This is a genomic window from Altericroceibacterium endophyticum (assembly GCF_009827595.1).
GTDB classification, from domain to species: Bacteria; Pseudomonadota; Alphaproteobacteria; order Sphingomonadales; family Sphingomonadaceae; genus Altericroceibacterium; species Altericroceibacterium endophyticum.
This window is the reverse complement of the sequence record NZ_WTYT01000006.1, coordinates 149,964-173,184: the sequence shown is the minus strand read 5'-3', so window position 1 is coordinate 173,184 and position 23,221 is coordinate 149,964. Positions and strand designations below refer to the sequence as shown.

Here is a 23,221-nt window from a genome sequence, read left to right as displayed (position 1 = left end):
ATAAGATCGAAGGAGAAGGCATGCCCGCGACGGATTTTAGAATTGAGGAGGCGTTGGCTCAGTGGCAGCCGCGTCACCTTGTCGGTGGTGAGCTGTTGGCGCAAGGTGCACCTTTTGGTGTGGTCGACCCATCCAGCGGTGAGGTGTTTGCGGAATGCCCGGAGGCTGGGGTTGAGGAACTGGACTGTGCGGTCAGTTCGGCTCGAGTGGCTTGGCATGGCTGGAAGGCGCAGCCGCTGGAGAAACGCCGGGCGGTGCTGCACACCTTTGCCGCCGCGCTGGAAGAGGCAGCGCCGCTGATCGCTCCATTGTTGTCGCGTGAGCAGGGAAAGCCTTTATCTCAGGCCGAAATGGAGCTGAAAGTTTCGGGCACTCACATCCGCCACCTCTCCAGTTTGCCACTGGAAGATGAGCTATTGCGCAAGGATGACCGGGGCGCGGTAGTATTGAACTGGCGCCCGCTGGGTGTGGTGGGCGGCATTTCCCCCTGGAATTTCCCTGTGGCTCTGGCCATGCACAAGGTCGCGCAGGCTCTTTACACTGGAAATACACTGGTTCTGAAGCCATCGCCGTACACGCCTCTGGCAACGCTGGCCGTGGCAGAAGTCGCGAAGGATATTTTCCCTGCTGGCGTGTTGAATGTTCTGGCGGGTGGCAATGCCTTTGGTGCCGGGATGACTGCACATGCCGGGATCGACAAGATCAGTTTCACCGGCTCTGTCGCTACAGGCAAACGCGTGATGGAAAGCGCATCTGCCACGTTGAAGCGCATCACACTGGAACTAGGCGGCAATGATGCGGCCATTGTGCTGGAGAATGCGGACCTGGATGTCACCGCCGCCGCACTGGCCCGCAGCGCGTTCTACAATTGCGGGCAGATCTGCATGGCGGTGAAACGCATCTATGCGCATGAGGCTGTGCATGACGAACTGGCGGTCAGGATCGCAGAAAAAGCCAGGGCACTGAAGGTTGGCTCTGCCTTTGAAGAAGGCGTTGAGATGGGGCCGGTTCAGAACCGGATGCAGTATGAAAAGGTGCTGTCCTTGCTCGATGACTCCAAATCCCGCGAGGGCGCCACAGTGTTGGCGGGTGGTGGCGCGCTGGACAGGCCCGGCTATTTCATTGCTCCCACGGTTATCACCGGGCTGGATGACACAGCGCCACTGGTGGCGGAGGAGCAATTCGGTCCCGTCATTCCTATCGTGCGAGTACGCAATGCAGAAGAGGCGGTTGAACGGGCAAACGCCGGGAATCTCGGGCTGGGCGGGTCCATCTGGGGCAGGGACGGCGCGCGCTGTGCGGAGTTGGCCCGCCAGCTGGATTGTGGCACCGCCTGGATCAACCGTCATGGAGTGAATGACAGTGATGTGCCTTTCGGTGGCATGAAGGAATCCGGCTATGGTCGCGAACACGGCGTGATGGGGTTGCACTCCTATATGGAATTGCAGGCGATTAACGCCATTCCTCCTGGCAACTGAACGCCCCCGGATGGTCCAAGCGCAAAAAGCCCGGTGCTGCCAAGGTAGCACCGGGTTTCTCTTATCGGTGGATATGTCAGGCAGAAGGAATGGGCCGGTTCGGGGAAGTGGCCGGCCCATTGTGCGAAGAACCAGTCGCCCTGCGTCAATGCAAGGCGACTGGTTGGTGTTTAGAAAGCCTTGTTGATGCCCAGCACAAACTGGCGGCCACGCGGGTTGTACACGCCGGCGACATAGGGCGCGAACAGCGAGGCGCCCTGAAAGGCAGGCAATTCGTTGAACACATTGTTGATGCCGGCTCTCAGCGTTGTCTTTCCGGCCATGTCGAATGTGTAGCTGTAGAACAAGTCGAGCACAGTCTGGCCACCTGTGTTCTGCCGGGGATCATCCTCGGCATATTCGGTGGCGATCAGCCCGTCTATATACCGTACAGTTGCCTGAGCGAAATGTCCGTCCAACCTCCAGCTCATGCCGGCATTAGCCCGCCATTTTGGCATCGCGGAGGCCAGCGTGGCGGCATTATTCCTGCCCAATGCATCCACCATTGGCCCGCCGTCGGCTTCCCGATAGCTGTATTTTGTGGTGACCGTGGCGTTGGTGTTCAAAGAGATGACACCGGCGCTGCCAAGGCTGAAGGAATAATCGGCCGACATGTCGATGCCGCTGGTGGTCATTTCCGCCGCGTTGATGGACTGCAGATACAGTTGCACCAGTTCCTGGCTGACCGGATCAAACACCAGCCGGTCCGCAAATTCAACACCGCCACTGTCGACATAGGCCTGAACGACAGACTGGGGACTTTCCTGCACGGCAATGCCGCGGAAGTCATATGTCCAGTACGTCGCGCTCATGCTCAGCTGATAGACCGGCTCGACGGTGATGCCGGCGGTCCACGATTCCGCCTCTTCCGGGCCAAGATCGGCGTTGGGAATGACAATGCCATTGGTTGCCGGTGCGGAAATCCCCGGCACGTTGATGCCTGTGGCGTCCGTTTCACCTACGCCATAGATCCGGCGTAAGTCTGGTGCGCGGAAGGATGAGCTGTAGGTGCCGGTCAGTTCCACCTGCGGGATGGGGCGAATGCGAATGCCCACCTGCGGGTCGAAACTGTCATTTCCTTCGAAGGATGTGTAACGGCCGGCCGCCTGAATATCGACTTCCGGCAGAACGGGAATGTGAATTTCGCCGAAGACGGCATCGAAGTCACGGCTGGCGGCAAAGTCGGTTTCCTCAACCACGAACAGCCAGTCACCCCCTTCGGTCAGCGGGTCGACATCTTTGGAAAGCTGTTCATGACGGCGTTCATAGCCCAGGGCAACCTGTACTGCGCCGCCCGGCAGGTCGATCTTGCCGCTCAGGTCACCAGTGATGACGCCTTGCCAGGCCATTTGCTGTGCCTTGTTCTGTTTCAGCTGCGTGGCGCGCACATAATTGACCAGGTCGGGGTCATTCGGCTGGTCCAGGAAGCGCGAGCCGAAGACGTTCAGATACTGGCATGGACCAAGACCCGGCGTACCGGTGGCGGGATTGCAATCGGCGCCGCCCAGACCGTTCAGGGCGTTGACGAAGCGATCGCTCACCATATCCTGCTGGCGGGCATCCACCTTGTTTTCCGACCAGGTAAAGCTGGCCTGATAGCCCCAGCCATCGCCCAGATCGCCCTTGGCAAATGCGGATGCGTTCCACCATTCTCCGTCAATGTAGAAACCGTCCACCTCGAACCGGCCGCGGAAGCGGACATCGCCGCCATATGGGTTGTAGGGATTGCTGGCCGGAACAAAGGGTTGGCTGGTGATGGGAAAACCTGTGCTGGGGTCAAAATACATGCTGGTCTTCGCAAAGCCCAGCTCCGCACCAACCTCCAGTGCTTCGGACAGTTCATAACTGCCGCGGATCGTTGCGACAAAGCGTTCCTGCGGCGTTACCGCTTCCCGACCTGCTCGCTGTTCCGAACCGCAGATCTCATTGTAAGGCGGACCAAGGCCGCTCACATTGCCGCCGCCTTCAACATTTGCGGTCGTGCAATCAGGATCTGCCACAAAACGGGGCAGGGGGCCGGGGCCAACGGTGTCGTTATAAGTCTGACCGGGCAGCAGCTGAAAGCTGCCGGGGTTGCCGAATGTTGATAGCGACGGATTGGCATCCACAAATGCCTGGGCATCCGGTTGGCTCAGAAAATCGAATTCGTTGCGATCCATATATTCGGCCGCCATGACCAAAGAACCACGATCACTCTGGACGCCCATGATGGCGCCCAGAACAAGTTCATTGTGTCCCCCGTAATCGGTTGCCTGATAATTGGCGTCGAGCTCAAGTCCTTCAAAATCATCGCGCGTTACGAAGTTGACCACGCCGGCCACGGCATCGCTGCCGTACAGACCAGTGGCACCGCCCTTCAGCACTTCAACACGTTCAATCATGATGGAAGGGGCCAGTGTGTTTACGTCCACTCCGAAATTGCCGTTGCGGTCGGGTTCGGATGTTGGGGCAATGCGGTGGCCGTTCAAAAGTACAAGTGTGCCGCTGGGGCCGAGGCCGCGCAGATTGACATAGGCGCCCGGAGATTGGTTGTTGTTGCCGACGTCGCCAAAGACAGCGCTGCCGCTGAATTCCGGAGACAGGGTCAGCAATTCGCCGACGGAAGCACGCGGAGCGGTGGTCAGGTCTTCCCGCGAAAGAATCTGTGTCGGGGTAACACCCTGATCGCCGAGATAGGACCCCGTGACCACGATCATCTCATGAGAACTGTTTTCTTCTTCCTGGGCATAGGCCTGCGTTGGACTGGCAAGGACTGTAATGGCTGTACCCAATACAAGTTGTGTCCGGAATATAGAGCGACGTGTGGCCGGAACACGCGCGCCGACTTGCGTGAAAATACGCATAGCTATTCTCTCTCCCAATATCGCCGCACTTCGTTTGAGTGCGATCTGACGTAACCCTACTTCATCAAATTCCGTTGTTCAATATAACAAACAGATTGTTTATGATAACTATATCATGATGCTGTATGGCCGTGCCATTCAGGGTGTTTGGAATCATAACATATTGATAAATAACGATAAAAAATAGAAATTCCCGAGGGTCTGCCGCATCGCTCATTGAACAGGCTGTATTGTGAAACCCATTGCATGCATTTATAAAGCGACTTTATATAAAGCAACCTGATAACGAATCACCTGCCTTGGGAGAGGACCATTTTTTCAGAAGAGGACACCGCTTTTGCGGATGAGGTGCGTGACTTTGTTCACTCCAACCTTGATCAGGATGTGCGGCGCAGAGTGATCTGTGCCCAGCCGGTTAGTCTGGAGGAAAAGCGCGTCTGGCATGCCACCTTGGCGCGTCAGGGCTGGGCGGCCCCCCACTGGCCTGTCGAATGGGGCGGTACAGGCTGGAGTCCGGCGAAAAACTATCTTTTCGTGGAAACGCTCGCGGAAGAAGGTGCGCCGGAACTCAGCCCCTTCGGTCTGCAATTGCTGGCGCCAGTGCTGATCCGTTACGGTACGGAGCAGCAGAAACGCAGCTATCTGCCGAAAATTTTGTCTGGTGAGCATCGGTGGTGTCAGGGCTTCAGCGAGCCAGGCGCAGGGTCTGACTTGGCCAGCCTGAAAACCCGTGCTGTGCTGGACGGCGATCAATGGGTCATCAACGGGCAGAAAATGTGGACCACCGTGGCCCATGCCGCCGATATGATGTTCTGCCTGGTCCGCACCGATCCCGACGCACCCCGACCGCAGATGGGCATCTCCATGCTGCTCATCGACATGAAGAACACGCCCGGCGTCGATGTGCGCCCGATCATGCTTCTGAATGGGGAGCGGACCACGAATGAGGTCTATTTCGATAACGCCCGAGTGCCCGCCGCCAATCTGGTGGGTGAGGTAAATGAGGGTTGGAACTACACCCGTGTGGTGCTGGGCAATGAGCGCCTGAACATAGCACGGGTGGGCCTGTGCAAGCGGCAGTTGCGCCATCTGGAACAGGTGGTGGGGCGCAGCGGCCTGTCTGGTGAAGGGCGGAAGCGTATCCGGCGCCATATCGCGGGCGTTGCGTTGGATTTAATGAGCGTAGAAGCTCTGAGCCTGCGAATGCTCGGCCGCTATCAACTCGGCGACGCACCCGGCTTCGAGGCCAATTTCCTGAAGTTGAAAGGGGCGGAGCTGCAACAGCGCCTGACTCGCCTGCTGGTGGAGGCGACCGGTCCGTCTGCTCTGCGTCTGGGCGCCGATGGTGAGGATTCCAACCTGCTGAAAAACCACTTCGATACCCGCGTAGTTAGTATTTATGGCGGCTCCAGCGAAGTGCAGCGCAATATCGTCGCCAAAGGCATGCTGGGTCTGACCAAACCTGCTTCCACTGCGGTAAAAGGAGCGCGGGCATGATCGATACGCAGGATGATGTGCGCCGTATGCTAGCTGATGGCGTGGACCGTTTGCTTGAGCGTGAATACGGCTTTGAACAGCGAGATGCCATGCGCAAGGCCATGGCCACCGGGCAGGGGCTGGATAAGTCAGTGCTGTGGCCGCGGCTGGAGGAGCTGGGCATTTTCATGCTGGCAGCGGATAAGGATGCAGTGCAGGATCCTGCGTCGCTGGGCCATATGTCGGTTGTGGCCGAAGCCATGGGGCGGGGACTTGCGATAGAGCCGGCCTTGCCTGCGATGTTGGGCGCTCGGCTGGCGGCACTGGCCGGAACCGCGGGCGTGCTGGCTGACGGACAGCTTGCTGTTGTGGCACCTTCGATACTGCATGGTCGGGAAAGTGGCTTTGGCGCAGAGGCCATGGATGGGGGCTGGCGGCTTTCCGGGCAGGAAGATGTTTGGCTGGGCGGGGACGCTGCGCAGATCCTGCTGCTTTCCGCCCGTGATATGCAAGGCGTGCCGCATTTGTTTGCCATGCCTGCCGATCAGCCCGGCGTCACATGCACTCCCTACCAGCTTTTCGACGGACGCGGCGCCGCAAATGTCGCTCTGAATAGCGTGGAAACCAATCCTGCTTATCTGGTGGCACAGGGTGAGGCCCTGGCTGATGCTTTTGAACGCATCGAGCTGGAAGCCAGCTTGTTAAACGCTTGCGATGCCGTGGGGGCGATGCGCGGTGCCAATGCGCTGACTCTGGAACAATTGCAGACGCGGCACCAATTTGGCCGTCCCATCGGAGCGTTTCAGGCGCTGCAGCATCGTATGGTCGATATGAGTCTGGTGCTTGAACTGGCGGATGCGCTGGTCGCACAGGCAATGGTCGCGGCTTGCAACGGGCCAGATGCGGGGGGCTGGCGACTGGCCTGCGGCGCGTTGGTGCGTACGGCGCTGTCGTCCCGGCAGATCGCGGAGGAAACCGTGCAGATGCATGGCGGCATGGGCCTGACCGAGGAATATCCCGCCGCTCATTATTTTGCCCGGCTGACCAGTTTTGAACTGCTCTATCCCGCAGAGGAATGGACGGAGCGTTTCGCCCGTCTGGCCCCGCTGGATAAGGCGGCGTGAGGATGGCGTATCACGCTGATCAAGGAATTGGACATGGATGAAACCGACAGTGCGAATGGAATTTCAACCGGGAAGCGCCGCCCGCGTATCCTTTATCTGGTCCGGCGGTTTCATTCGCTGGCCCATGCCCGGTTGGAAGAGATTACCCGCACATATGACATGACGCCGGCGGAATTCACCATGCTGTCGCTGGTTGATCGCATTGTGCCGTGTTCCAGCGCAGAGATAGCGCGTCGCGCGAGCATCACGCCGCAGGCCGTGACTCAGCAGATCAACCAGCTTGTAGCGAAGAAGATCCTGCTTAGGCGGCAGAACCCGGCCAATCGCCGCATCAACCTGATTGAAATAACGCCGACCGGGCGCACCAACCTATCTGCCATCAACCAGAGAGCGGATGCGTTGGAGCAGGAACTTCTAACGGACTTTGGTGAGCAGGAAGAGGCGGCGATCCGCGCTTTCCTGTCTCAGGCGATCAACTGACAACAGGAAAAGGGAAAGAGAATGTCTGAAAACACAGTGGAGCAGCAGGAATACACTACCGTCAAACTTGATGTGGATGATGGGATCGGATGGGTCACGCTAAACCGCCCGGAAAAGCGCAACGCCATGAGCCCGACGCTGAACCGCGAAATGATTGCCCTGCTGGATGAGATCGAGCTGCGCGATGATATCGGCGTGGTGGTGCTGACCGGGGCAGGCGAGTCCTTCTCCGCAGGTATGGATCTGAAGGAATATTTCCGCGAAGTGGAGGGGGAATCACCCGTGGTGCAGGCGCGGGTGCGCCGCATGGCCACGGACTGGATGTGGCGCAAGCTGATGCACTACGCAAAGCCGACCATCGCCATGGTCAATGGCTGGTGCTTTGGTGGGGCCTTCACTCCGCTGGTGGCGTGTGATCTGGCCTTTGCCGCCGATGAGGCGCAATTCGGTCTCTCGGAAATCAACTGGGGGATTATCCCGGCGGGCAATGTGACCCGCGCCGTGGCGCAGGTAATGACGGACCGCGACGCACTATATTACATTATGACGGGGGAACCGTTTGACGGACAGGAAGCGTCGCGCATGCGACTGGTCAATCGCTCCGTTCCGCGCGCCGAACTGCGCGGCCATGTGGAGCAGGTGGCACGCAACCTGCTGACCAAGAATCCCACGGTTTTGCGCAACGCAAAATCCGCCTTCAAATATGTGGAATCCATGGACTGGGGCACGGCAGAGGCGGTGCTGGGCAGTATGGCTGCCGCCACGGCCGCCTCCGACCCGGAAAAGGGCCGCCGCAAGGGCATGTCGCAGTTTCTGGATGAAAAATCCTACAAGCCGGGATTTGGGGGATATAAGCGTGACTGATGCTGCGGCGGGTGCGGTTGCGCGCCCCATGATGGACCGGGTGCTGCGCCCCCGGTCTGTCGCGATTATCGGCGTGTCTTCCAAGGAAGGCAGCGCCGGGCGCAATGCAGTGGCCAATCTGCTGCGCAGCGGCTTCGACGGGGAGATACACCTCGTCAGCCGCAGCGGGGTGAAACTGGAAGGGCTGGCCAGCGTGCCCGGTGTGGCGGATTTGCCGCGGGGGATTGATCTGGCCATTCTGGCAGTACCCGGCCCGGTGATTGAAGAAACGCTGAAGGCCTGTGCCAGCCATGGCATGGGCGCGGCCACGGTCTTTGCCTCCGGCTTTGCGGAGCAGGGGGAAGATGGCCGCGCCGCGCAGGAGCGTTTGCGTGCTATCGCGGAGCAGGCGGGCATGGGGCTGGTTGGCCCCAATTGCCTGGGGTATCGCAACTATATTCAGCCTCTGGCCGTCAGCTTCGGCAAAGGCGGTATCGAATCCGACCATCCTGGGGATCGTTCTGCCGTGGCGGTGCTGTCGCAAAGCGGCGGCATGATGGCCCATTGCTGTCTGGCGCTGACGGCGCGCGGCCTGCCGCTGTCCTACTCTGTTGCCACCGGCAATGAAGCCACGCTGGGGATTGAGGATTTTCTGGGCGATTTCGCGCAGGATGCGCACACCCAGTCGGTGATGGTCTATGCCGAGCAAGTGCGCCGTCCGCTGGATTTTCTGGAGGCTGTGCGGGCCTGCAACCAGCGCGGCAAATCCGTCGTGCTGATGCATCCGGGGCGCAGCGCACGGGCGCAGGAAGCGGCACAGTCCCACAGCGGAGCCATGGCGGGTGACTACGCCGCCATGCGTGAACTGGTCAGCCGGGCTGGTGCGGTGATGGTGGAAACGCTGGAAGAATTCGTCGATGTGGCAGAAATCCTGGCCCGCAGCGGCAAGGCCCCGCATAACGGGCTGGGCATCATGACCACATCGGGTGCCTTTTGTGGCTCTTCGCTGGATTATTGCGATACGCTGGGACTGGACGTTCCACCGCTGTCGCCTTCCACCAAGGCTGTGCTAGATGAAGCGCTTCCGGCCTTTGCCCATGCGGGCAATCCGCTGGATCTGACGACACAGCCCATGCAGGAGCCAGAGCTGTTGGGCAAAGGGTTGCAGGCTTTGCTCGATGATCCTGCAATTGGCAGCGTTGTGGTGGCAATTACGCCTGGAGGCGGGATGCAGTCCCTGCGGTATTTTGACGGGTTACAGCCAGCGCTTTCCAACGCGCAGAAACCGGTGTCGCTTTCTCTGATGGGCGATGGCTCGGAATTGCCACAGCCCTTCTTTGATAAGCTGCGTGAGGGCAATGTGCACTTCACCCGCTCACCCGAACGGTCTTTGCGGACGATGGCAGCCGTCACCCGCTACGGTTGCAGTCTGGAACGTGCCGAGCGCAGCGCTGCAACGCGGCTTGCGCTGAACGTGGACGGGATGCCCTGCGGCAATCTGCCGGAGCATCGCGCAAAGGCGCTGTTGCAGGATATGGGCGTGTCGGTGCCGCAAGCGGCCCTGGCGCGCACGGTCGACGAAGCCGTCTCGCTGGCGGCGTCGATCGGATATCCCGTCGCGTTGAAGGCACAGGCTAAGGAGCTGATGCACAAGACAGAAGCGGGCGGTGTGGAACTGATGCTGGCGGATGAGGACAATTTGCGTGCCGCATGGGCACGGATGAGTGCCTCTGTAGCCGGAGCACTGAACGGCGCCGAATTGGATGGTATTCTGGTGGAAGAGATGGCCCTGGCTGGGGTGGATATGATCGTGGCCGGTCGGCGTGACCCGGAATGGGGGGCGGTGGTGATGGTCGGTATGGGGGGCATCTGGGCTGAAGCCATGCGCGATTTCCGGCTATTCCCGGCTGATCTGGCTGAAACCGATATTGAGGCGGAGCTGCGCCAGTTGCGGTCCGCCCCGGTGCTGACCGGCGGGCGCGGGCGCCCGGCCTGCGATCTCGCCGCTCTGGTGGACGTCGCCGCGCGCGTGGGGGCGGCCTTGCGCGCAGAGCCCAGGCTGAGGGAGGTAGAGATCAACCCGCTGCGGGTCTTTGAAGAGGGGCGGGGCAGCATGGCGCTGGACGCACTGGCACGTTTCCAGCCCTGAGTGGGCGTGATCCATGGGACTGGCCTGAACCAAGGGCGGGGTGCTTACGAGCACCCCGCCTTTTTTCGTTGACCGCTCCGCGCGCCTCCCGGATCGGCCGGATCAGCTGCCTCTATGGGGCATCGTCGTGGCGCTCAGAGGGATCAGTTCCTTCTTTTTCTCTGCCTGATTGGCCAGTTTCATGTTCTCCCAGAAGACGGGGCGGACTCTCCAGATCAGCGCGGAGGCAATCAGCGGCAGGATTGCAAACAGGATGAATGCTGCGCCGTAATTACCTGACATATCGTAGAGCCTGCCCATCAGCCACGGGCCAATAGCAAAGCCTGTGCTGACCATGGCGGTATACATACCCAGCATGGTGCCAAGCTGGCTGGGGCCATAGACATGCTTCGTCATCACGCCCGTATCCAGCATGACGGCGGAATGGCCGAGGGCACGGGTGACGATGAAGGCCATCAGGATCAGCGGGCTGGCCAAGCCAAAGGCCAGTAAAACCGATATACTTAGTAATACCCAACAGGCCGCCAAACCTTTGTTGGATGAGCGGTCCAGAACATTGCCCACGATAAGCCGGGTGGCGATGCCCACCACGCCCAATGCGCTGACGGCAACGGCCACCCATTCCGGCGCCATGCCAAAATCGTTATAGATCAGCACCTGATGCTGGGTGAAAGCCATGTCCACACCCCCCACCAGAAATACCGCAATGCCAATCAGCCAGAAGCGTGGTTCGCTGATGATTTTGATGAAGGGAAGATTGTCCCCACTGCGCTTGGCCGCAGCCCGTGCCTCTGGCGTGATGCGGCGGCCAAAGGCCATTTTCTGGGAAAAGAACCCGTAGAGCAGCATGGGAAGTGCCACCACCCAGATGCCCCCTGAAACAGCAGCAATGCCCATGCGCCAGCCAAAGGCAGAGATCGTCGCCGTGACGATGAAAGGCAAAATGATGGAGCCGACCACCGTGCCCAGAAGGGCCATGCCCATGGCGGTTCCCTGGGATGCGTGGAAGCTTCTGGAAATCAGTACCTTCAGCGCAACCATGGTCCCACCTGACGCAAAGCCGAGCAATACGCCGGAAAGGTAGTAATGCGTCAGATCGTCAATCCACAGGAAGCTGATCAGCGCCAGCCCGCCCATCGAAACCGTCACGATCAATGACAGCCAGGCCCCGGTCCAGTCCACCAGACGGCCCACGATGATCGCCGCAATGGCCCCAACGGCATATTTTGAGGAGGCAAGCAGTGTCACCTCTTCCCGATTCCAACCAAATTCCTTGATTGCTTCAGGGAAAATGAATGGCAGGGCATAGGCCGGTGCGGCAAAGCCGAACAGGAAACACACAAAGGCGATTAGCAGAATCGGCCAATTCTCCCGCAATTCCGCACGGAATGCAGCATCGAATCTAAACATACACTCTCCCGGCGCACTCCGGCTGTTTTCAGCCTGGTTTGGTGGTGCGCGACTCTTTCTATAACGACAAAACTATGCCGATAATAGTTGTTAGAGCAAACTAAAATGATGTCATTGTCAATGGAATTTAATTTCCGTCATCGGTCGCGTTGCTATTGCCGGAGCAGGCTGGCTTCAACAGATGAAGCAGGCTGCGAATACGGTGTCCCGATTTTTCCTTTGCGCGTGATTCGAGCCTGACCCTGAATGTGGGACGAAAAATCATGCGCAGTAGGAATAGGCGATTGGGGGCTTGAAGGAAGGATCGGCTGGCAGGAAGACACGAAGTATCCGAGCTGTGCCTTTGTGGAGTTCGTCTCAGCTTTGATCGAGTAGCGCGTGATCAGGGCTAGGATTTGTGCTGGGCGCGCTGAATCAGATGAAGTCCTTCCTGATCGTTCGCCCGGCTAAGAAATAGCTCAAAGAGGCGAGCCCGAGGAACAGCACGCAGCAGACCATTGCTGTCTGGATACCCGATGTGGCGGCCAGGTTGCAGCTTTGGTTCAGCGTTCCCAGCTGATCTACGCATTGCGCCAGATAATCGCCCTCACCGCGAAAGGCCCGAGCGGCAAAGTGATCGCTCATCAGTCCAACAAACAACGGCCCCAGACCCATGCCGACGACGTTCTGGAAGAAGATGAGCACAGCCGATGCCGTTGCCCGCATGCGCGGTTGCATCATGTTCTGCGTTGCTGCGAAAGTCGGGGCGTAGAAGGTGAATACGAAGATCGCCGCGCAGGTGATGATCGGCATGGCGACGATCCATTCGGACTGCAACAGGCCGATAATATAGAGCGGCGCGGTGATCAGCACGCATAGAGCAGGCAGCCAAGCATACCAGCGAATGTCGCGCTTGGCCGCCCAGTCGGAACCATAGCCGCCCACCAGAGTGCCGATGGCATTGGAAACGCTGGTCACGATGCCGAACAGCAAGCCTGCCTGCGTCATGCTCATTTCGAAGGCGCGGCCCAGATAGATCGGCAGAAACATCAGCACGCCGAAATTGACGAAGCTGGTCATCCCGCAGCCAAGGCTCATGAACAGGAAGGCCTTGCGGGAGAAGATTTCCTTCATCACTGCCGTGAAAGGAGGCGTTTCGGGACCGAATCTGGTATTCGCTTCGAACTGGCCCCGCTCGGGTTCCTTCAAGGTGAAATGGATCAGGACTGCCAGCAAGAGGCCCGGCAGGCCGACGATCACGAAGGCTTCCCGCCACCCCACATGTTCGCCCAGCCAGCCGCCACCGAAACCACCGATAAGTGAGCCAAGGGATGAACCGAGCGCGACGATTGCGAGGGCGGACGCGCGTTTTTCACGCGGGAAAGTATCACCGATCAGCGAGATGGTGCAGGGGCTGGCAGCGGCTTCACCGATGCCGACACCCACGCGCAGCAGCAGCAGCTGAAAGAAATTGACAGCCATGCCGCTCAGCGCTGTCATCACCGACCAGACGGCGGTGGCAATTGCCATCAGCGATACGCGGTTACCGCGATCGGCAAGACGGGCAAGCGGCATTCCGAAAGTGGCATAGAGGAAGGCGAAACCCAGCCCGGTGAGCATGCCGAACTGACCATCGGTGATGCCCAGATCCTCCTTGATCGAAGGCCCCAGCGTGGCGACGATAACCCGGTCGATAAAACTGGAGGTGGCGACCAATATCAGCAGAATGACAAGCCATGTCGGATATTTCCGCGCGGCGGGAGGGACTTCGTCACCAGAATTGGCACTCGCCCCGGCTGATATGTTCTGGTCGTTCATTCCCGAGTCCCCGGTTGTCCTGGCCCGCGATCGAGCAGTGCTTCGCCAATGCCGAAAGCAGAATCCAGCCACATGCGGACATCGACTTCCTTCAATTTCCACACATCGCCCGATTGTTGGAACAGGCCGTGCCAGGTGCCCATGCGCCGCGCGGGGCCGGAGGGCCAGTATTGCCGGTGGAATTCATGCCGGAACACGATGCAATAGGCCTTTAGCCTGATCAGATCGTCCTCCCTTTTCATCAGCATGGAGGAGAACTGGTGTTGGTGGGCATAGGTCTGGAAGGGGCGATTGGCGAAACCGTCTTCCAGAAAGGAGCGGATTTCGTTCTGCCCGCGAAATTCACCGACCGATCCATCGCGCAGAGGATGCCGCAACACGCCGTCGGGCGTGAAGCAATCGAGATATTCCTCCAGGCTTCCGGTATCTATTGCCCAGGAATAGCGAGCCACGCTGTCCAGCACGGCCATCCGGTCTTCAAGCGCCACCGGCTCCGTGCCAGCGACCGACCAGTTCAGTTCGCTATGTTGAACGCCCATATCTCTCCCTACCTGCTCTGCGTGATCCGGCTGCGCCATCGCTGTTATTGCGCAGGGATTTCTCAATTCACTTGGGCCTAGGGGCAGGGCGGGGCGGCGTTCACCTATCTTTTCGATAAGTGTTTTCGGCTGAATGGCCGATGCGGTCCCTGTTCTTTGTTCGAAAAGATAGGTGGCTGGTCTGCAGCGAGTGCCTATTCGCCAGCTCTTCAAAGCAACAGGAAATGTTTGCTGAATTGTGGAGGAGAGCAGAAATGGCCATTCGTAGGAGTACTATTGCGCATGTATTGGGAGCATCTGTGCTGGCGCTTACCGCTGCGAGTGTTGCCCAGGCGCAAGATACCGCTGACGCAGAAGACGTGGCCGCGCTGGACGACAACATCATCATCGTTTCCGCGGAATTCCGGGATACAAATCTTCAGGAAACGCCGCTCGCCATCACCGCACTAACCAGCGAGGCGCTGGAAAGCCGGAGCCTCGACAATGTCGCGGATGTCGGGCGTTCAGTGCCGAGTGTGACCTTGCGCGTCGCCAGCGCCGGTTATGGCAAATCGACACAGGCCTATATCCGCGGCATCGGCCAGAGCGATTTCAACTTCGCACTGGAGCCCGCCGTCGGCTTTTATGTGGACGACGTCTATCATGCTTCGCTGTTCGGCTCGGTTTTCGATCTGCTCGATCTGGAGCGGGTGGAAATTCTGCGCGGTCCGCAAGGCACCTTGTTCGGCAAGAATTCCATTGGCGGCGCCGTGCGCCTAATCTCGCAGAAGCCGTCCAATGAACTCGAAGCCTCCGTGAAAGGCACCTATGGGAGCTATGAGCGTCTCGACCTGCGCGGCATGGTCAATCTGCCACTCATAGACGACACGCTTGCTTTGCGTGTCTCTGGGGCGTCAAAACAGCGCGACGGATATGTGGACCGGGTGGATTTCGCCTGTGCCAATCCCGATCAGGCCGGCAATCTGCAGCCCACGGTAACGTCAGGAGATTGCACGGTCGGCACACTGGGCGGCGAAAGCGTACGCGCGGGCCGTGCGGCTTTGCGCTGGACGCCGGACACTGCGGTTGAAGTGAATCTGACAGCAGAGATCATGCGCGACAGTTCTGAAGGGGCTGCGGATTCGCTGATCCATATCTCGCCCACCACCGCGCTGAACAATTACAACGCGAACAAGCTGGTTCCGACTTATGGGATTCCGTTCGATTCGCGCTTCGTGACTGATCCTTACGTTACCTATGCGAGCTACCGGGATCTCAGCAATGGCCGGCAGGTTCCCGCGACCAACACCATGAATTCGGAGAGCTTCTCCGGCGATGTGAAGGTCCATCTCAGCGATTCCGTCACGCTGCGTTCGATCACGGCATATCAGCGCTTCTCCGGTCGCTTCACGCAGAATGCCGATAACTCACCGCTGCCTATCGCACTGACCGATAACAATGTGTCCTTCCGCCAGGTCACGCAGGAACTGCGCTTGCAAGGTGAGGCTCTGGACGGTCTTCTTGAGTGGACGACCGGTGCATTCTATTTCGACTCCAAGGCGCATATCCGCGGTGGCGTGTCGCTTCCGGCATCGGGCCCGAACGGCATCGTCTTCGATCAGAACGACCAGGTGGATGGCGAAAACAAGTCTGCCTTCGTGCATGCGATTGTCCATCCGACCGACAGGCTGAGTGTGACCGCAGGCGTCCGCTATTCCGATGAAGCCAAGACCTATCGCTTCGACCGGACGAACCAGCCCTCGGGCACGCCTTTCTTCGCGGGCGGCGCCTTCACCGCGCCCGAAGCGACCTTCGATCGTTTCGATTACAAGCTGGGCATCGATTATCAGTGGACCGACGACCTGATGACCTATGCGCAATATTCCACCGGCTTCAAAGGCGGCGGGATCAATCCGCGGCCCTTCACGCCGGCATCAGCCGTGCCGTTCGGCCCGGAAACGCTGGACGCCTATGAAATCGGCCTGAAGAGCGAATTCTTCGACCGCATGGTGCGGCTCAACCTTGCTGCATATTACAGCGATTACACCAATATGCAGCTTAGCGCGAACGGCATGGATAATCTGGGCAACCCCAGCATCGTCATTTCCAATGTCGGCGAAGCGACCATCAAGGGGTTGGAAGCGGAATTGACGTTGAATCCTGCTCCAGCCTTCGTGATCGAGGCTTCGGGGAGCTACACCGATTTCGAAATCACCGATCTGGGCGCGGCGGCAGGTGTCAGCGGCGGCCCTACGCTGGACAGCAAGGCGCCCGGCACTCCGGAATGGAAGTTCAATCTGGGCGCGCAATATACGGCGGAAATCGATGGCTTCGGTTCACTGACCCCGCGTTTCGACCTGTATTACCAGTCACGCGTCTTCAATGAATATACGAACAATCCGCTGGCTGCCGAACCAGGTTACACCGTCGCGAATGCCCGGCTGACCTATGACAGTCCGGGTGAGGACTGGAGCTTGGCGCTTGGTGTCACCAATCTGTTCAATAAGTTCTACTACGTAAACCGCTTCATTCAGGCAGGCGGCTATAACTTCACCGGTCAGCCCTCCCGTCCGCGGGAATGGTCGGTAACGCTCAGCAAGGATTTCTGAGCGCGGCAGGCATGAAGTAAGTGGCGGAATGCGGCACGGCATTCCGCCATTTCCCTGGATACCAAGTTCATGGCCGCATCTTCTCCGCACTGCGCGGCCAGAACCGGGCTCTGGGTCAGTTTGAAGGATGGATCTGCAATGGATTCAGCGCAACCAGCCGAGCTGCCTCGCACGTTCAACAGCGATGGAGCGCTTGCGGACGCCCATCTTGTCATAGATCCGCTGAAGATACCATTTCACGGACCCTTCCGAGATACCAACCTTGCTAGCGACATCGACATTGCGATTACCGGATCCGATCATGGAGAGGATTTCCAACTCCTTGCCGGTCAGGGCCTCGCAGATTGGTCTTTCCTCGACACTGCTGTCTTCGCACGAGAGGATGGCGTCCCCCATTTCCTGCCGTATTCCTTCGAGCAAGGCCGTGCGGAAAGCGCTTTCCGCCCCGTCCTCGCCGCTGTTTCTCAGGCATTCTTCGGCGACCAGTCTGCCGATCACGGGCCCTTCATCCAGCACCATCCGCAACAAGCCAGCCTGAGACGCATCGGCAAGTGCGCTGCGAACGCATCTTTGCGCGGCGCGGACATCTCCGTTCAGCCAATACAGATGGCTCAGCAGCAATTGCCAGCCGACGCTGTCGACAGTGGCCAGACCTCGCAGAGTATAGGAGAGCCAGGCCGACGCTACTCTGATGGCATCGGGCACCCGGTTCTGTGTAGTGGCAAGGCGGACCCAGCACATTGCGCGAATACTGTTCAATTGCGTGCCGTCGCTTTCTGGCAGCAATGTCTTGATATCGGTCGGCAGGTCCAGTTCCTTGCCGACGCGCATGGCATTATCCGGCTGGGCCGATGCCAGAAGCAACCGTATTCGTTCCAGTCCGATGCTGGCCTTGAACTGTTCGGAACCCTGTGCTTCCGCGCGAAACCATCCCTTGCGCAATATGTAATGCGCATGGGGCGTGTCGCCTCTTTGCCAGACGAGACGCGCCCGCGTGACCCAGTAATCGATGCTCATGTCGATCAGGTTGCTTTGCTCCGCTTCCTCGCGGTAACGGCGCAACAGGTTCTCGGCCTCTGTCAGCTCTCCGCGCAAATAATGAATCGCGCAGAGAGGGATGGCGATCAAGGCGTCGAAATGCCTGCCATTTCCCTTCTCGGCTCCATCCTCCAAAGCCTGCGCCAGAATGTCGACGGCCTCGTCGCTGCGGCCCACCGTTGCGAGATAGCGGGCATATGTCTTCACGTGGAAAGCGTTCGGCCCGCTTACTCCGGCAAGGCGGTATTGTTCCATTGCCTGGCTATTGAGATACTCCACGCCTTTGAGGCGGAAACCAGCGCATTGCACCAGCATCAGCGAGGTAAAGACAACGCCCAGAGTGAAAGGGTCGCCATCAGGATAGTGTTCGACAAGCTCTCTGCACTGGCGTTCAGCCAGATGGTTCTGTCCGCAATATTTCGCGCGCACCATTTCACTATGCGCAATTGCGAAGGAGAGCCTGCGATAGCTTTCGCTCTGTTTGCCTTCTTCCGCTGCGATCGAGATCAGGCTGTTGCGGGCGGCATCGATCAGAGCCCCGGCATGCGCCCATTGCCCGCGCACGGCCAGAGGCCAGGCCATCGCCACACCGATTTCCGGAAATTGTTCGATGACCTCCTGCGGCAGACGCAAGGCCATTTTCAGAAACTGGCCATAGCGCCAGCAGGCGAACAGGCCGCGATATTCTGCCAGCAGTATTTCCCCTGCTCTTTGCATGTTGCCTGCCGCATGGGCGTGATCGAAGGCTTCCTGAGTCATGCCCTGCCCATAGAACCAGTCACAGGCCCGCATATGGAGCGCCCTGCAGTCGAGCCTCTCTGAAGGTATCCGGTGCTGGAGATATTCGGCCAGCAGACCGTGCAGGCGGAGCCAGCGGTGATCGGTATCTATGGCGGATATCAGCAGCCCGTCATCATGAAGCTTGTACAGCAGTTGCTCGGCCAGCTCGTCCTTGCTCACATAGCGGCACAGATCGTCGGACAGGCGCGGCAGTATCGAGATAGCGGTCAGGAAAGTCCGTTCACGCGGGCTGATCCCGGCGAGGATTTCTTCTTCGAAATAGGCGGCCAGATCTGCATGGCATCCGCTCAGCCGGTGAGCTCGAGTGGGTTGCAAGGATGTTTGGGCCAGTGCGGTCTTGAGGGCGACCGGCCAGCCTTCCGATTTCTCGACCAGCCGGGACAGTTCGCGCTCGGTCATTTCATCACGGCCCGCCGCTGCCTTCAGTTCCTCGCTCTCGAGGGCATCGAAGCGCAATTCGTTGCAGCCGAGTTCAACCAATTGTTCCAGCGTTCTCAGCCTGGCCAGGGGAAGGGGCAATTTTGTCCGGCTAGCTATAATTAGCCGGACCTGCCGCGGTGCCATGTCCACGAGATCTGCCAGTGCTTCATCCGAGGCGAAATGAGCATCGTCGAGGATCATCACGAAGGGCCCGGCAATCAGTCTGGTCAGTTCCTCAAAAAAATGCGGAGCGAGCTGGCTGTTTTCGACATCGCCGGGGAATTCCACCGGCCATCCTGCCCGCCGCGTGGCCAGCAGAAGCGTCTGCCAGAACCGCCGAAAATCCGTGTCCCACCGGGAAAGGGAAAAGAACAATACCTTGGCCCCGCTTCGCAAGAAGGCATCTTGCCAATCTTGCAGAAGCGACGTCTTGCCATATCCAGCGGGTGCGCGAAGCAGCGTAATCCGCGCACGCTCCGCAGCTTCCCGACAGGGCTTTAGCCGTGTGCGGGCAATTGTCGTCGGCAGCCCAAGACCATCGGCGATCTGTGGGTTCGGTAGCGGATTGCGCATGTCCCTTCCTCTCAGTCACTCTCCCGAAGCCTGCCTTTTCCAGACAGTACTTCCCTTAAAGATGAGCCCGCATTCCCCATGGCCAGCTGGCCGGTGTTTGCGGCTCAGGCCATCGCCCACAGGATACTGCCCGGCGCGCCAAGCAGGTGTTCCGGCGTTTCGAGATGGGCTGTTTGCAGGCCATTTTTCAGGGCCGCCCTTGCCAGCGCTCCCGGTTCACCACGAAGCCATTGCAGGTCTTCAGGGCCTTCCCGCCGCTGCACGGCCGCGAGCATTGACCGACCATTCTCCCGGGCTATTCCCGATGCCACGGTGAAATCCGCATAGCGGGTCACGCCAAGAAACAACGTGCCCTCCCTTTCGGTCCAGTCCCGCATTTCTCCATAGAGGAGAGCGGCCATGTCCCGCCCTGTATCGCGTCTATCCATGCCGATCTGTTCGGCCAGCAGTGCAAAGCGCTGGCCGTCAGGCATATTGCGATCAAAAAAGGCGAAAGCGTTTGTAGATCCCGCCGCGTGCGAGAAATGTATTGCGCTGGCAGTTACCGCAGACACGCTCAGCGCAGCACCCGCCTTGAGGAAATCGCGCCGGGCAATCATGGTTGCTTGTCCTTTGCCGTATCGCCGGGTTTCTCCGCCACCTCATCGGTGAGCCGCTGACCGGTGAGATAGAAACTGACATCTCTCAATTGCGCATCGGTCAGTTCCACTCTTGTGATTGGCGGCATGGAATTGAGCCCATGGCGGACAACTGCGGCGATATATTCCGGGGTCAGATCCGTACGCTCGGCCAGCAGGGCATTCTCCGCGCCCAGCCGCCGCTCAAGCATCATCGTGCCGGTGCCGCCCTTGCTATGACAAATGCCGCATTTCCTGAGGAACAGCGCTTCTTCCTGGCTCGCGGGTTTGGCCTCGGCCAATGCGGGGCTTTCCGCCTTTTCAGCTGGAGTTCCGCAAGCGGCAAGGAAAGAGCAGGCGAGCATTGCAGCCGATATGGAGAAGCTCTTCATGCGGCGTCTCCCTCACGGAAAGTGCCGATCCCATATTTGCCGGGGGCGATCACGCCATTGGGGTCCAGCGCCTGCTTGATCTTTTCGTTGAAGCGTAATTGCGCGTTGTTGTTGAAGTCGTAGCTCTTCGCCACGGGCTCCATGAAATCGATATGCGTCCGATATTCACCATATCCGTTGGCCGCGGAATCCTCGATCAATGTATTGAACAGGCCCCGCGCTCGCGAAACCATGTCTGCATTGTCGCGGTTATAGAGGATCAGATTTACATTGTTGATGTGGCGGCGGCCCATGGTGAAGGAGGTGTAGTAATCCAGCCCGTATTCCTCGAAACGGCCCTTCATGCGCGTCGCCTGTGCCAGGGCCTGTTCCCCGTCCTGCGGCATCACCGGTGAAAAGCCGATATGGCCGCCGCGCCCGCCATACCAGTTAACGATCTGCAGGGCGGTGACGCTGGGGATTCCGCGGGCCGATTTCTCGATAGGGTCGCCGGGTTTCCAGGTCGTCCAGTCCAGCTTGTAATCCAGCTGAGGTTCCAGCGCGTCGGAGATTTCTTTCATATGGGCCTCGACCATGCCGGGACCTCCCGCGACGTTCAGGCGGAAGCTCCACCAGCCCATCCCGTATTTGTCGATGATCTTCTGGCTGATCGCATCGGGCAGGGCGCCTTCACCATCATACCAGTCGCTTCGCTGTGAATAGACGGCGGCTTCATGCATGTAATTGCCGAAAACGAAATTGTGCCGGATCACATCACGGCGGCGCAGGTCGCCCAGCTTGTCGATGGCCCAGCCGATATCGGTGAAGGCCGGCAAGGAAATGCCGACTTTGGCGGACATTTGCGGTTCGGGTTGCAGCCAGATCCCGGCTTTCGTAACGATGCCGAAATTCGACTGGACGAACATCTGATCCCAAGAGGGACCATAGCCATATTTGTAGTGATAGGTGCCTTTGCTGCCATCCATGGCCCCCAGCCCGGTGCGCAGCAGATCGCCATCGGGCATGACCACTTCCATACCGCACAGCTGTTCGACATTGTCGCCATAGGCGGTGTATCCGATGCCGCGTTCCAGCGCGTTGCCGATCATGCTGCCCCAGGAATTGCCTGGAACCGCCATCCACAAAGGTATGTTGTTGTCCTTCAGGTAATTATAGAGATCGAAGAAGCCCACGCCGGGTTCGACTACGCAATAAGCATGTTTTTCATCCACATGCAGGATGCGGTTCATCCGGCCCATATCCAGCACCACCGTGCCGGGCATTACGGTCGAGGTCCCGCCATAGCCGAGATTCTTCCCTCGACCGACTGGCCAGAGCGGGATGCGATGTTCATTGGCCAGCCGTACGATTGCCTGCACCTCTTCTTGCGAAGCCGGTGCAACGGCCGCGCCAGGTGCTCGGTTGCGCCCGTCGCCCAGAGCATAGGCATCCATGTAGGTGTCCCGGTCGTTATCCGTGGCCAAGACCCATTCCGGGCCGACAACCCCGGAAAAAGCATTCAGCGCAGCCTGAAATGAGCGCTCAGTATGCCCCTCGGGCAAAATCAGTTCCAAGGCAGTATCCTCCCATTTACGGTGCCTTGCACATCAATGCTGACGGAGAGGCTCGAATGAGGCCTGACACACCGGCTGACGACACAAGACGACCATCCCTTGTCTATTTTCTCTAAATTAGTACGTACGTACGAATTATGTCAACTTCGACCGCTTGGAGCACCGGAAATCGTGACTAAAAACGCCGCAAAACAAGGCACTATGACCCGCAAAACGCCCAAGTCGAAGGCGGCATTTCTCGATGCCGCGACCCGGCTCTTCGCCGAACATGGCTATGACGGGATGACAATCCGGGATGTCGCCAAGGCGGCGGGGACCACGCTGGGGACGCTGCATTATCACTGGGGCAACAAGGATGGGCTGATTCGGGAAATCTGCACCTTGCAGCTTGAGCCAATGGTGAATGCCCGCCTTGCCCGCTATGCTGCACTGGACGATCTGGAAGCTTCAGACACAAGCCGCAAGGAACGTATCGCCAATCTGCTGAAGGCCCATTTCGAACCTTTCCTAGAGATCTTCGGCGGCAGCGATTCGGAGCGTAGCCTGCTGCAGCAATTCTACATTCGGGTCAGTTCCGATCCCGCGCCGGCAGTACGGGTTATCGCCAATGAGATCATGAGCGAGATGAGCCGCGAATTCGTGCACCGGCTGCACGGTCTGTGTGATCATCTGACGGATGCGGAATTCCATTGGCGCCTGAATGGTGTGCTGGGCACGACCTTGCATATTCAGGCCTTCAGCCCGCGCCTTTCCGCATTGGTTCAGCGTGTGGGGCTGGCCGATGGCGAGGAGGATTACATGAATGTGCAGGCCGGAATCGCGCCGACCGTGCATTTCCTGTCAGAGGCCCTGATCGCGCCGCCTTGCGAGGTCAATGGATAGGATAGCCGCTGGAGACATCCTTGAATCCGTTGCATAAAGCAGAACGGAGTTCGGCGCATGTAAGGGCGCCCTGAGACTGCTGGCTGGGGTGGCAGGATTCGAACCTGCGCATGCCGATACCAAAAACCGGTGCCTTACCACTTGGCTACACCCCAGCAGGTCTGTGCGCGCCCATATAA

Annotated in this window: 16 protein-coding genes and 1 tRNA gene; 8 read left to right on the top strand and 9 right to left on the bottom strand. The window is 59.0% G+C overall.

Annotated features, from left to right (window positions below):
- Positions 1–20 precede the first annotated feature (20 nt).
- Positions 21–1,478, top strand: coding sequence for an aldehyde dehydrogenase family protein (locus tag GRI91_RS13820; RefSeq protein ID WP_160737277.1), 1,458 nt, complete (start codon positions 21–23; stop codon positions 1,476–1,478).
- Positions 1,479–1,648: 170 nt separating this feature from the next.
- On the opposite strand, the gene GRI91_RS13815 is transcribed toward GRI91_RS13820, so the two are convergent.
- Positions 1,649–4,360: a TonB-dependent receptor domain-containing protein gene (locus GRI91_RS13815; protein ID WP_160737276.1), complete on the bottom strand. Its 2,712-nt coding sequence runs from the start codon at positions 4,358–4,360 to the stop codon at positions 1,649–1,651.
- A 279-nt stretch (positions 4,361–4,639) separates the two neighbouring features.
- On the opposite strand from GRI91_RS13815, the gene GRI91_RS13810 reads away from it, so the two are divergent.
- The 5 genes from GRI91_RS13810 to GRI91_RS13790 are packed head-to-tail and all read left to right on the top strand — an operon-like array spanning position 4,640 to position 10,432.
- Positions 4,640–5,857 carry an acyl-CoA dehydrogenase family protein gene (locus GRI91_RS13810; RefSeq protein WP_337190386.1) on the top strand — a complete coding sequence of 406 codons (1,218 nt, stop codon included), beginning with the start codon at positions 4,640–4,642 and terminating at the stop codon, positions 5,855–5,857.
- The gene (locus tag GRI91_RS13805; protein WP_160737275.1) at positions 5,854–6,960 is read left to right on the top strand and encodes an acyl-CoA dehydrogenase family protein; all 1,107 of its coding nucleotides are present in this window, start codon (positions 5,854–5,856) and stop codon (positions 6,958–6,960) included. Before GRI91_RS13810 ends, GRI91_RS13805 begins: the two co-directional genes overlap by 4 nt.
- Positions 6,961–6,993: 33 nt before the next feature.
- The gene (locus tag GRI91_RS13800; protein ID WP_160737274.1) at positions 6,994–7,440 is read left to right on the top strand and encodes a MarR family winged helix-turn-helix transcriptional regulator; all 447 of its coding nucleotides are present in this window, start codon (positions 6,994–6,996) and stop codon (positions 7,438–7,440) included.
- 21 nt (positions 7,441–7,461) lie between these two features.
- Positions 7,462–8,304 carry a p-hydroxycinnamoyl CoA hydratase/lyase gene (locus GRI91_RS13795; protein ID WP_160737273.1) on the top strand — a complete coding sequence of 281 codons (843 nt, stop codon included), beginning with the start codon at positions 7,462–7,464 and terminating at the stop codon, positions 8,302–8,304.
- Positions 8,297–10,432: an acetate--CoA ligase family protein gene (locus tag GRI91_RS13790; RefSeq protein ID WP_160737272.1), complete on the top strand. Its 2,136-nt coding sequence runs from the start codon at positions 8,297–8,299 to the stop codon at positions 10,430–10,432. The genes GRI91_RS13795 and GRI91_RS13790 overlap by 8 nt, the downstream gene beginning before the upstream one ends.
- Positions 10,433–10,534: 102 nt before the next feature.
- Here GRI91_RS13790 and GRI91_RS13785 read toward each other — a convergent pair whose 3' ends face one another.
- The 3 genes from GRI91_RS13785 to GRI91_RS13775 all read right to left on the bottom strand — a co-directional run bounded on the left by GRI91_RS13785 (position 10,535) and on the right by GRI91_RS13775 (position 14,178).
- Positions 10,535–11,842, bottom strand: a complete 1,308-nt coding sequence (locus GRI91_RS13785) for an MFS transporter (RefSeq protein WP_160737271.1) — start codon at positions 11,840–11,842, stop codon at positions 10,535–10,537.
- Positions 11,843–12,256: 414 nt separating this feature from the next.
- The gene (locus GRI91_RS13780; protein ID WP_160737270.1) at positions 12,257–13,639 is read right to left on the bottom strand and encodes a spinster family MFS transporter; all 1,383 of its coding nucleotides are present in this window, start codon (positions 13,637–13,639) and stop codon (positions 12,257–12,259) included.
- The gene (locus GRI91_RS13775; protein WP_160737269.1) at positions 13,636–14,178 is read right to left on the bottom strand and encodes a nuclear transport factor 2 family protein; all 543 of its coding nucleotides are present in this window, start codon (positions 14,176–14,178) and stop codon (positions 13,636–13,638) included. The genes GRI91_RS13780 and GRI91_RS13775 overlap by 4 nt, the downstream gene beginning before the upstream one ends.
- A 254-nt stretch (positions 14,179–14,432) precedes the next feature.
- Here GRI91_RS13775 and GRI91_RS13770 point away from each other — a divergent pair, with 254 nt between their 5' ends.
- Entirely contained in the window at positions 14,433–16,766 is a 2,334-nt protein-coding gene (locus GRI91_RS13770) for a TonB-dependent receptor (protein WP_160737268.1), read from the top strand.
- A 144-nt stretch (positions 16,767–16,910) separates the two neighbouring features.
- On the opposite strand, the gene GRI91_RS13765 is transcribed toward GRI91_RS13770, so the two are convergent.
- The 4 genes from GRI91_RS13765 to GRI91_RS13750 all read right to left on the bottom strand — a co-directional run bounded on the left by GRI91_RS13765 (position 16,911) and on the right by GRI91_RS13750 (position 22,160).
- Positions 16,911–19,598 carry a helix-turn-helix transcriptional regulator gene (locus GRI91_RS13765; RefSeq protein ID WP_160737267.1) on the bottom strand — a complete coding sequence of 896 codons (2,688 nt, stop codon included), beginning with the start codon at positions 19,596–19,598 and terminating at the stop codon, positions 16,911–16,913.
- Positions 19,599–19,702: 104 nt separating this feature from the next.
- On the bottom strand, positions 19,703–20,197 hold the full coding sequence (locus GRI91_RS13760; protein ID WP_160737266.1) for a hypothetical protein: 495 nt from the start codon (positions 20,195–20,197) through the stop codon (positions 19,703–19,705).
- Positions 20,194–20,607: a c-type cytochrome gene (locus tag GRI91_RS13755; RefSeq protein WP_160737265.1), complete on the bottom strand. Its 414-nt coding sequence runs from the start codon at positions 20,605–20,607 to the stop codon at positions 20,194–20,196. Before GRI91_RS13755 ends, GRI91_RS13760 begins: the two co-directional genes overlap by 4 nt.
- Positions 20,604–22,160 (bottom strand): FAD-binding oxidoreductase, encoded by a 1,557-nt coding sequence (locus GRI91_RS13750; RefSeq protein ID WP_237437902.1) that lies wholly within the window; start codon positions 22,158–22,160, stop codon positions 20,604–20,606. The genes GRI91_RS13755 and GRI91_RS13750 overlap by 4 nt, the downstream gene beginning before the upstream one ends.
- 201 nt (positions 22,161–22,361) lie before the next feature.
- Between GRI91_RS13750 and GRI91_RS13745 the strand changes: the two genes are divergently transcribed.
- Complete coding sequence (locus GRI91_RS13745) at positions 22,362–23,042, top strand: TetR/AcrR family transcriptional regulator (RefSeq protein ID WP_160737264.1); 681 nt, start codon at positions 22,362–22,364, stop codon at positions 23,040–23,042.
- 80 nt (positions 23,043–23,122) lie between these two features.
- On the opposite strand, the gene GRI91_RS13740 is transcribed toward GRI91_RS13745, so the two are convergent.
- Positions 23,123–23,197: transfer RNA gene (locus tag GRI91_RS13740), tRNA-Gln, on the bottom strand.
- Positions 23,198–23,221: the final 24 nt, after the last annotated feature.

What these genes read in the sequence shown, in the direction of transcription:
- GRI91_RS13780 (WP_160737270.1), bottom strand. Translation starts at nt 13,639, where the DNA reads ATGAACGACCAGAACATATCAGCCGGGGCGAGTGCCAATTCTGGTGAC.
- GRI91_RS13815 (WP_160737276.1), bottom strand. Translation starts at nt 4,360, where the DNA reads ATGCGTATTTTCACGCAAGTCGGCGCGCGTGTTCCGGCCACACGTCGC.
- GRI91_RS13795 (WP_160737273.1), top strand. Translation starts at nt 7,462, where the DNA reads ATGTCTGAAAACACAGTGGAGCAGCAGGAATACACTACCGTCAAACTT.
- GRI91_RS13785 (WP_160737271.1), bottom strand. Translation starts at nt 11,842, where the DNA reads ATGTTTAGATTCGATGCTGCATTCCGTGCGGAATTGCGGGAGAATTGG.
- GRI91_RS13805 (WP_160737275.1), top strand. Translation starts at nt 5,854, where the DNA reads ATGATCGATACGCAGGATGATGTGCGCCGTATGCTAGCTGATGGCGTG.
- GRI91_RS13765 (WP_160737267.1), bottom strand. Translation starts at nt 19,598, where the DNA reads ATGCGCAATCCGCTACCGAACCCACAGATCGCCGATGGTCTTGGGCTG.
- GRI91_RS13800 (WP_160737274.1), top strand. Translation starts at nt 6,994, where the DNA reads ATGGATGAAACCGACAGTGCGAATGGAATTTCAACCGGGAAGCGCCGC.
- GRI91_RS13820 (WP_160737277.1), top strand. Translation starts at nt 21, where the DNA reads ATGCCCGCGACGGATTTTAGAATTGAGGAGGCGTTGGCTCAGTGGCAG.
- GRI91_RS13755 (WP_160737265.1), bottom strand. Translation starts at nt 20,607, where the DNA reads ATGAAGAGCTTCTCCATATCGGCTGCAATGCTCGCCTGCTCTTTCCTT.
- GRI91_RS13770 (WP_160737268.1), top strand. Translation starts at nt 14,433, where the DNA reads ATGGCCATTCGTAGGAGTACTATTGCGCATGTATTGGGAGCATCTGTG.
- GRI91_RS13745 (WP_160737264.1), top strand. Translation starts at nt 22,362, where the DNA reads ATGACCCGCAAAACGCCCAAGTCGAAGGCGGCATTTCTCGATGCCGCG.
- GRI91_RS13760 (WP_160737266.1), bottom strand. Translation starts at nt 20,197, where the DNA reads ATGATTGCCCGGCGCGATTTCCTCAAGGCGGGTGCTGCGCTGAGCGTG.
- GRI91_RS13775 (WP_160737269.1), bottom strand. Translation starts at nt 14,178, where the DNA reads ATGGGCGTTCAACATAGCGAACTGAACTGGTCGGTCGCTGGCACGGAG.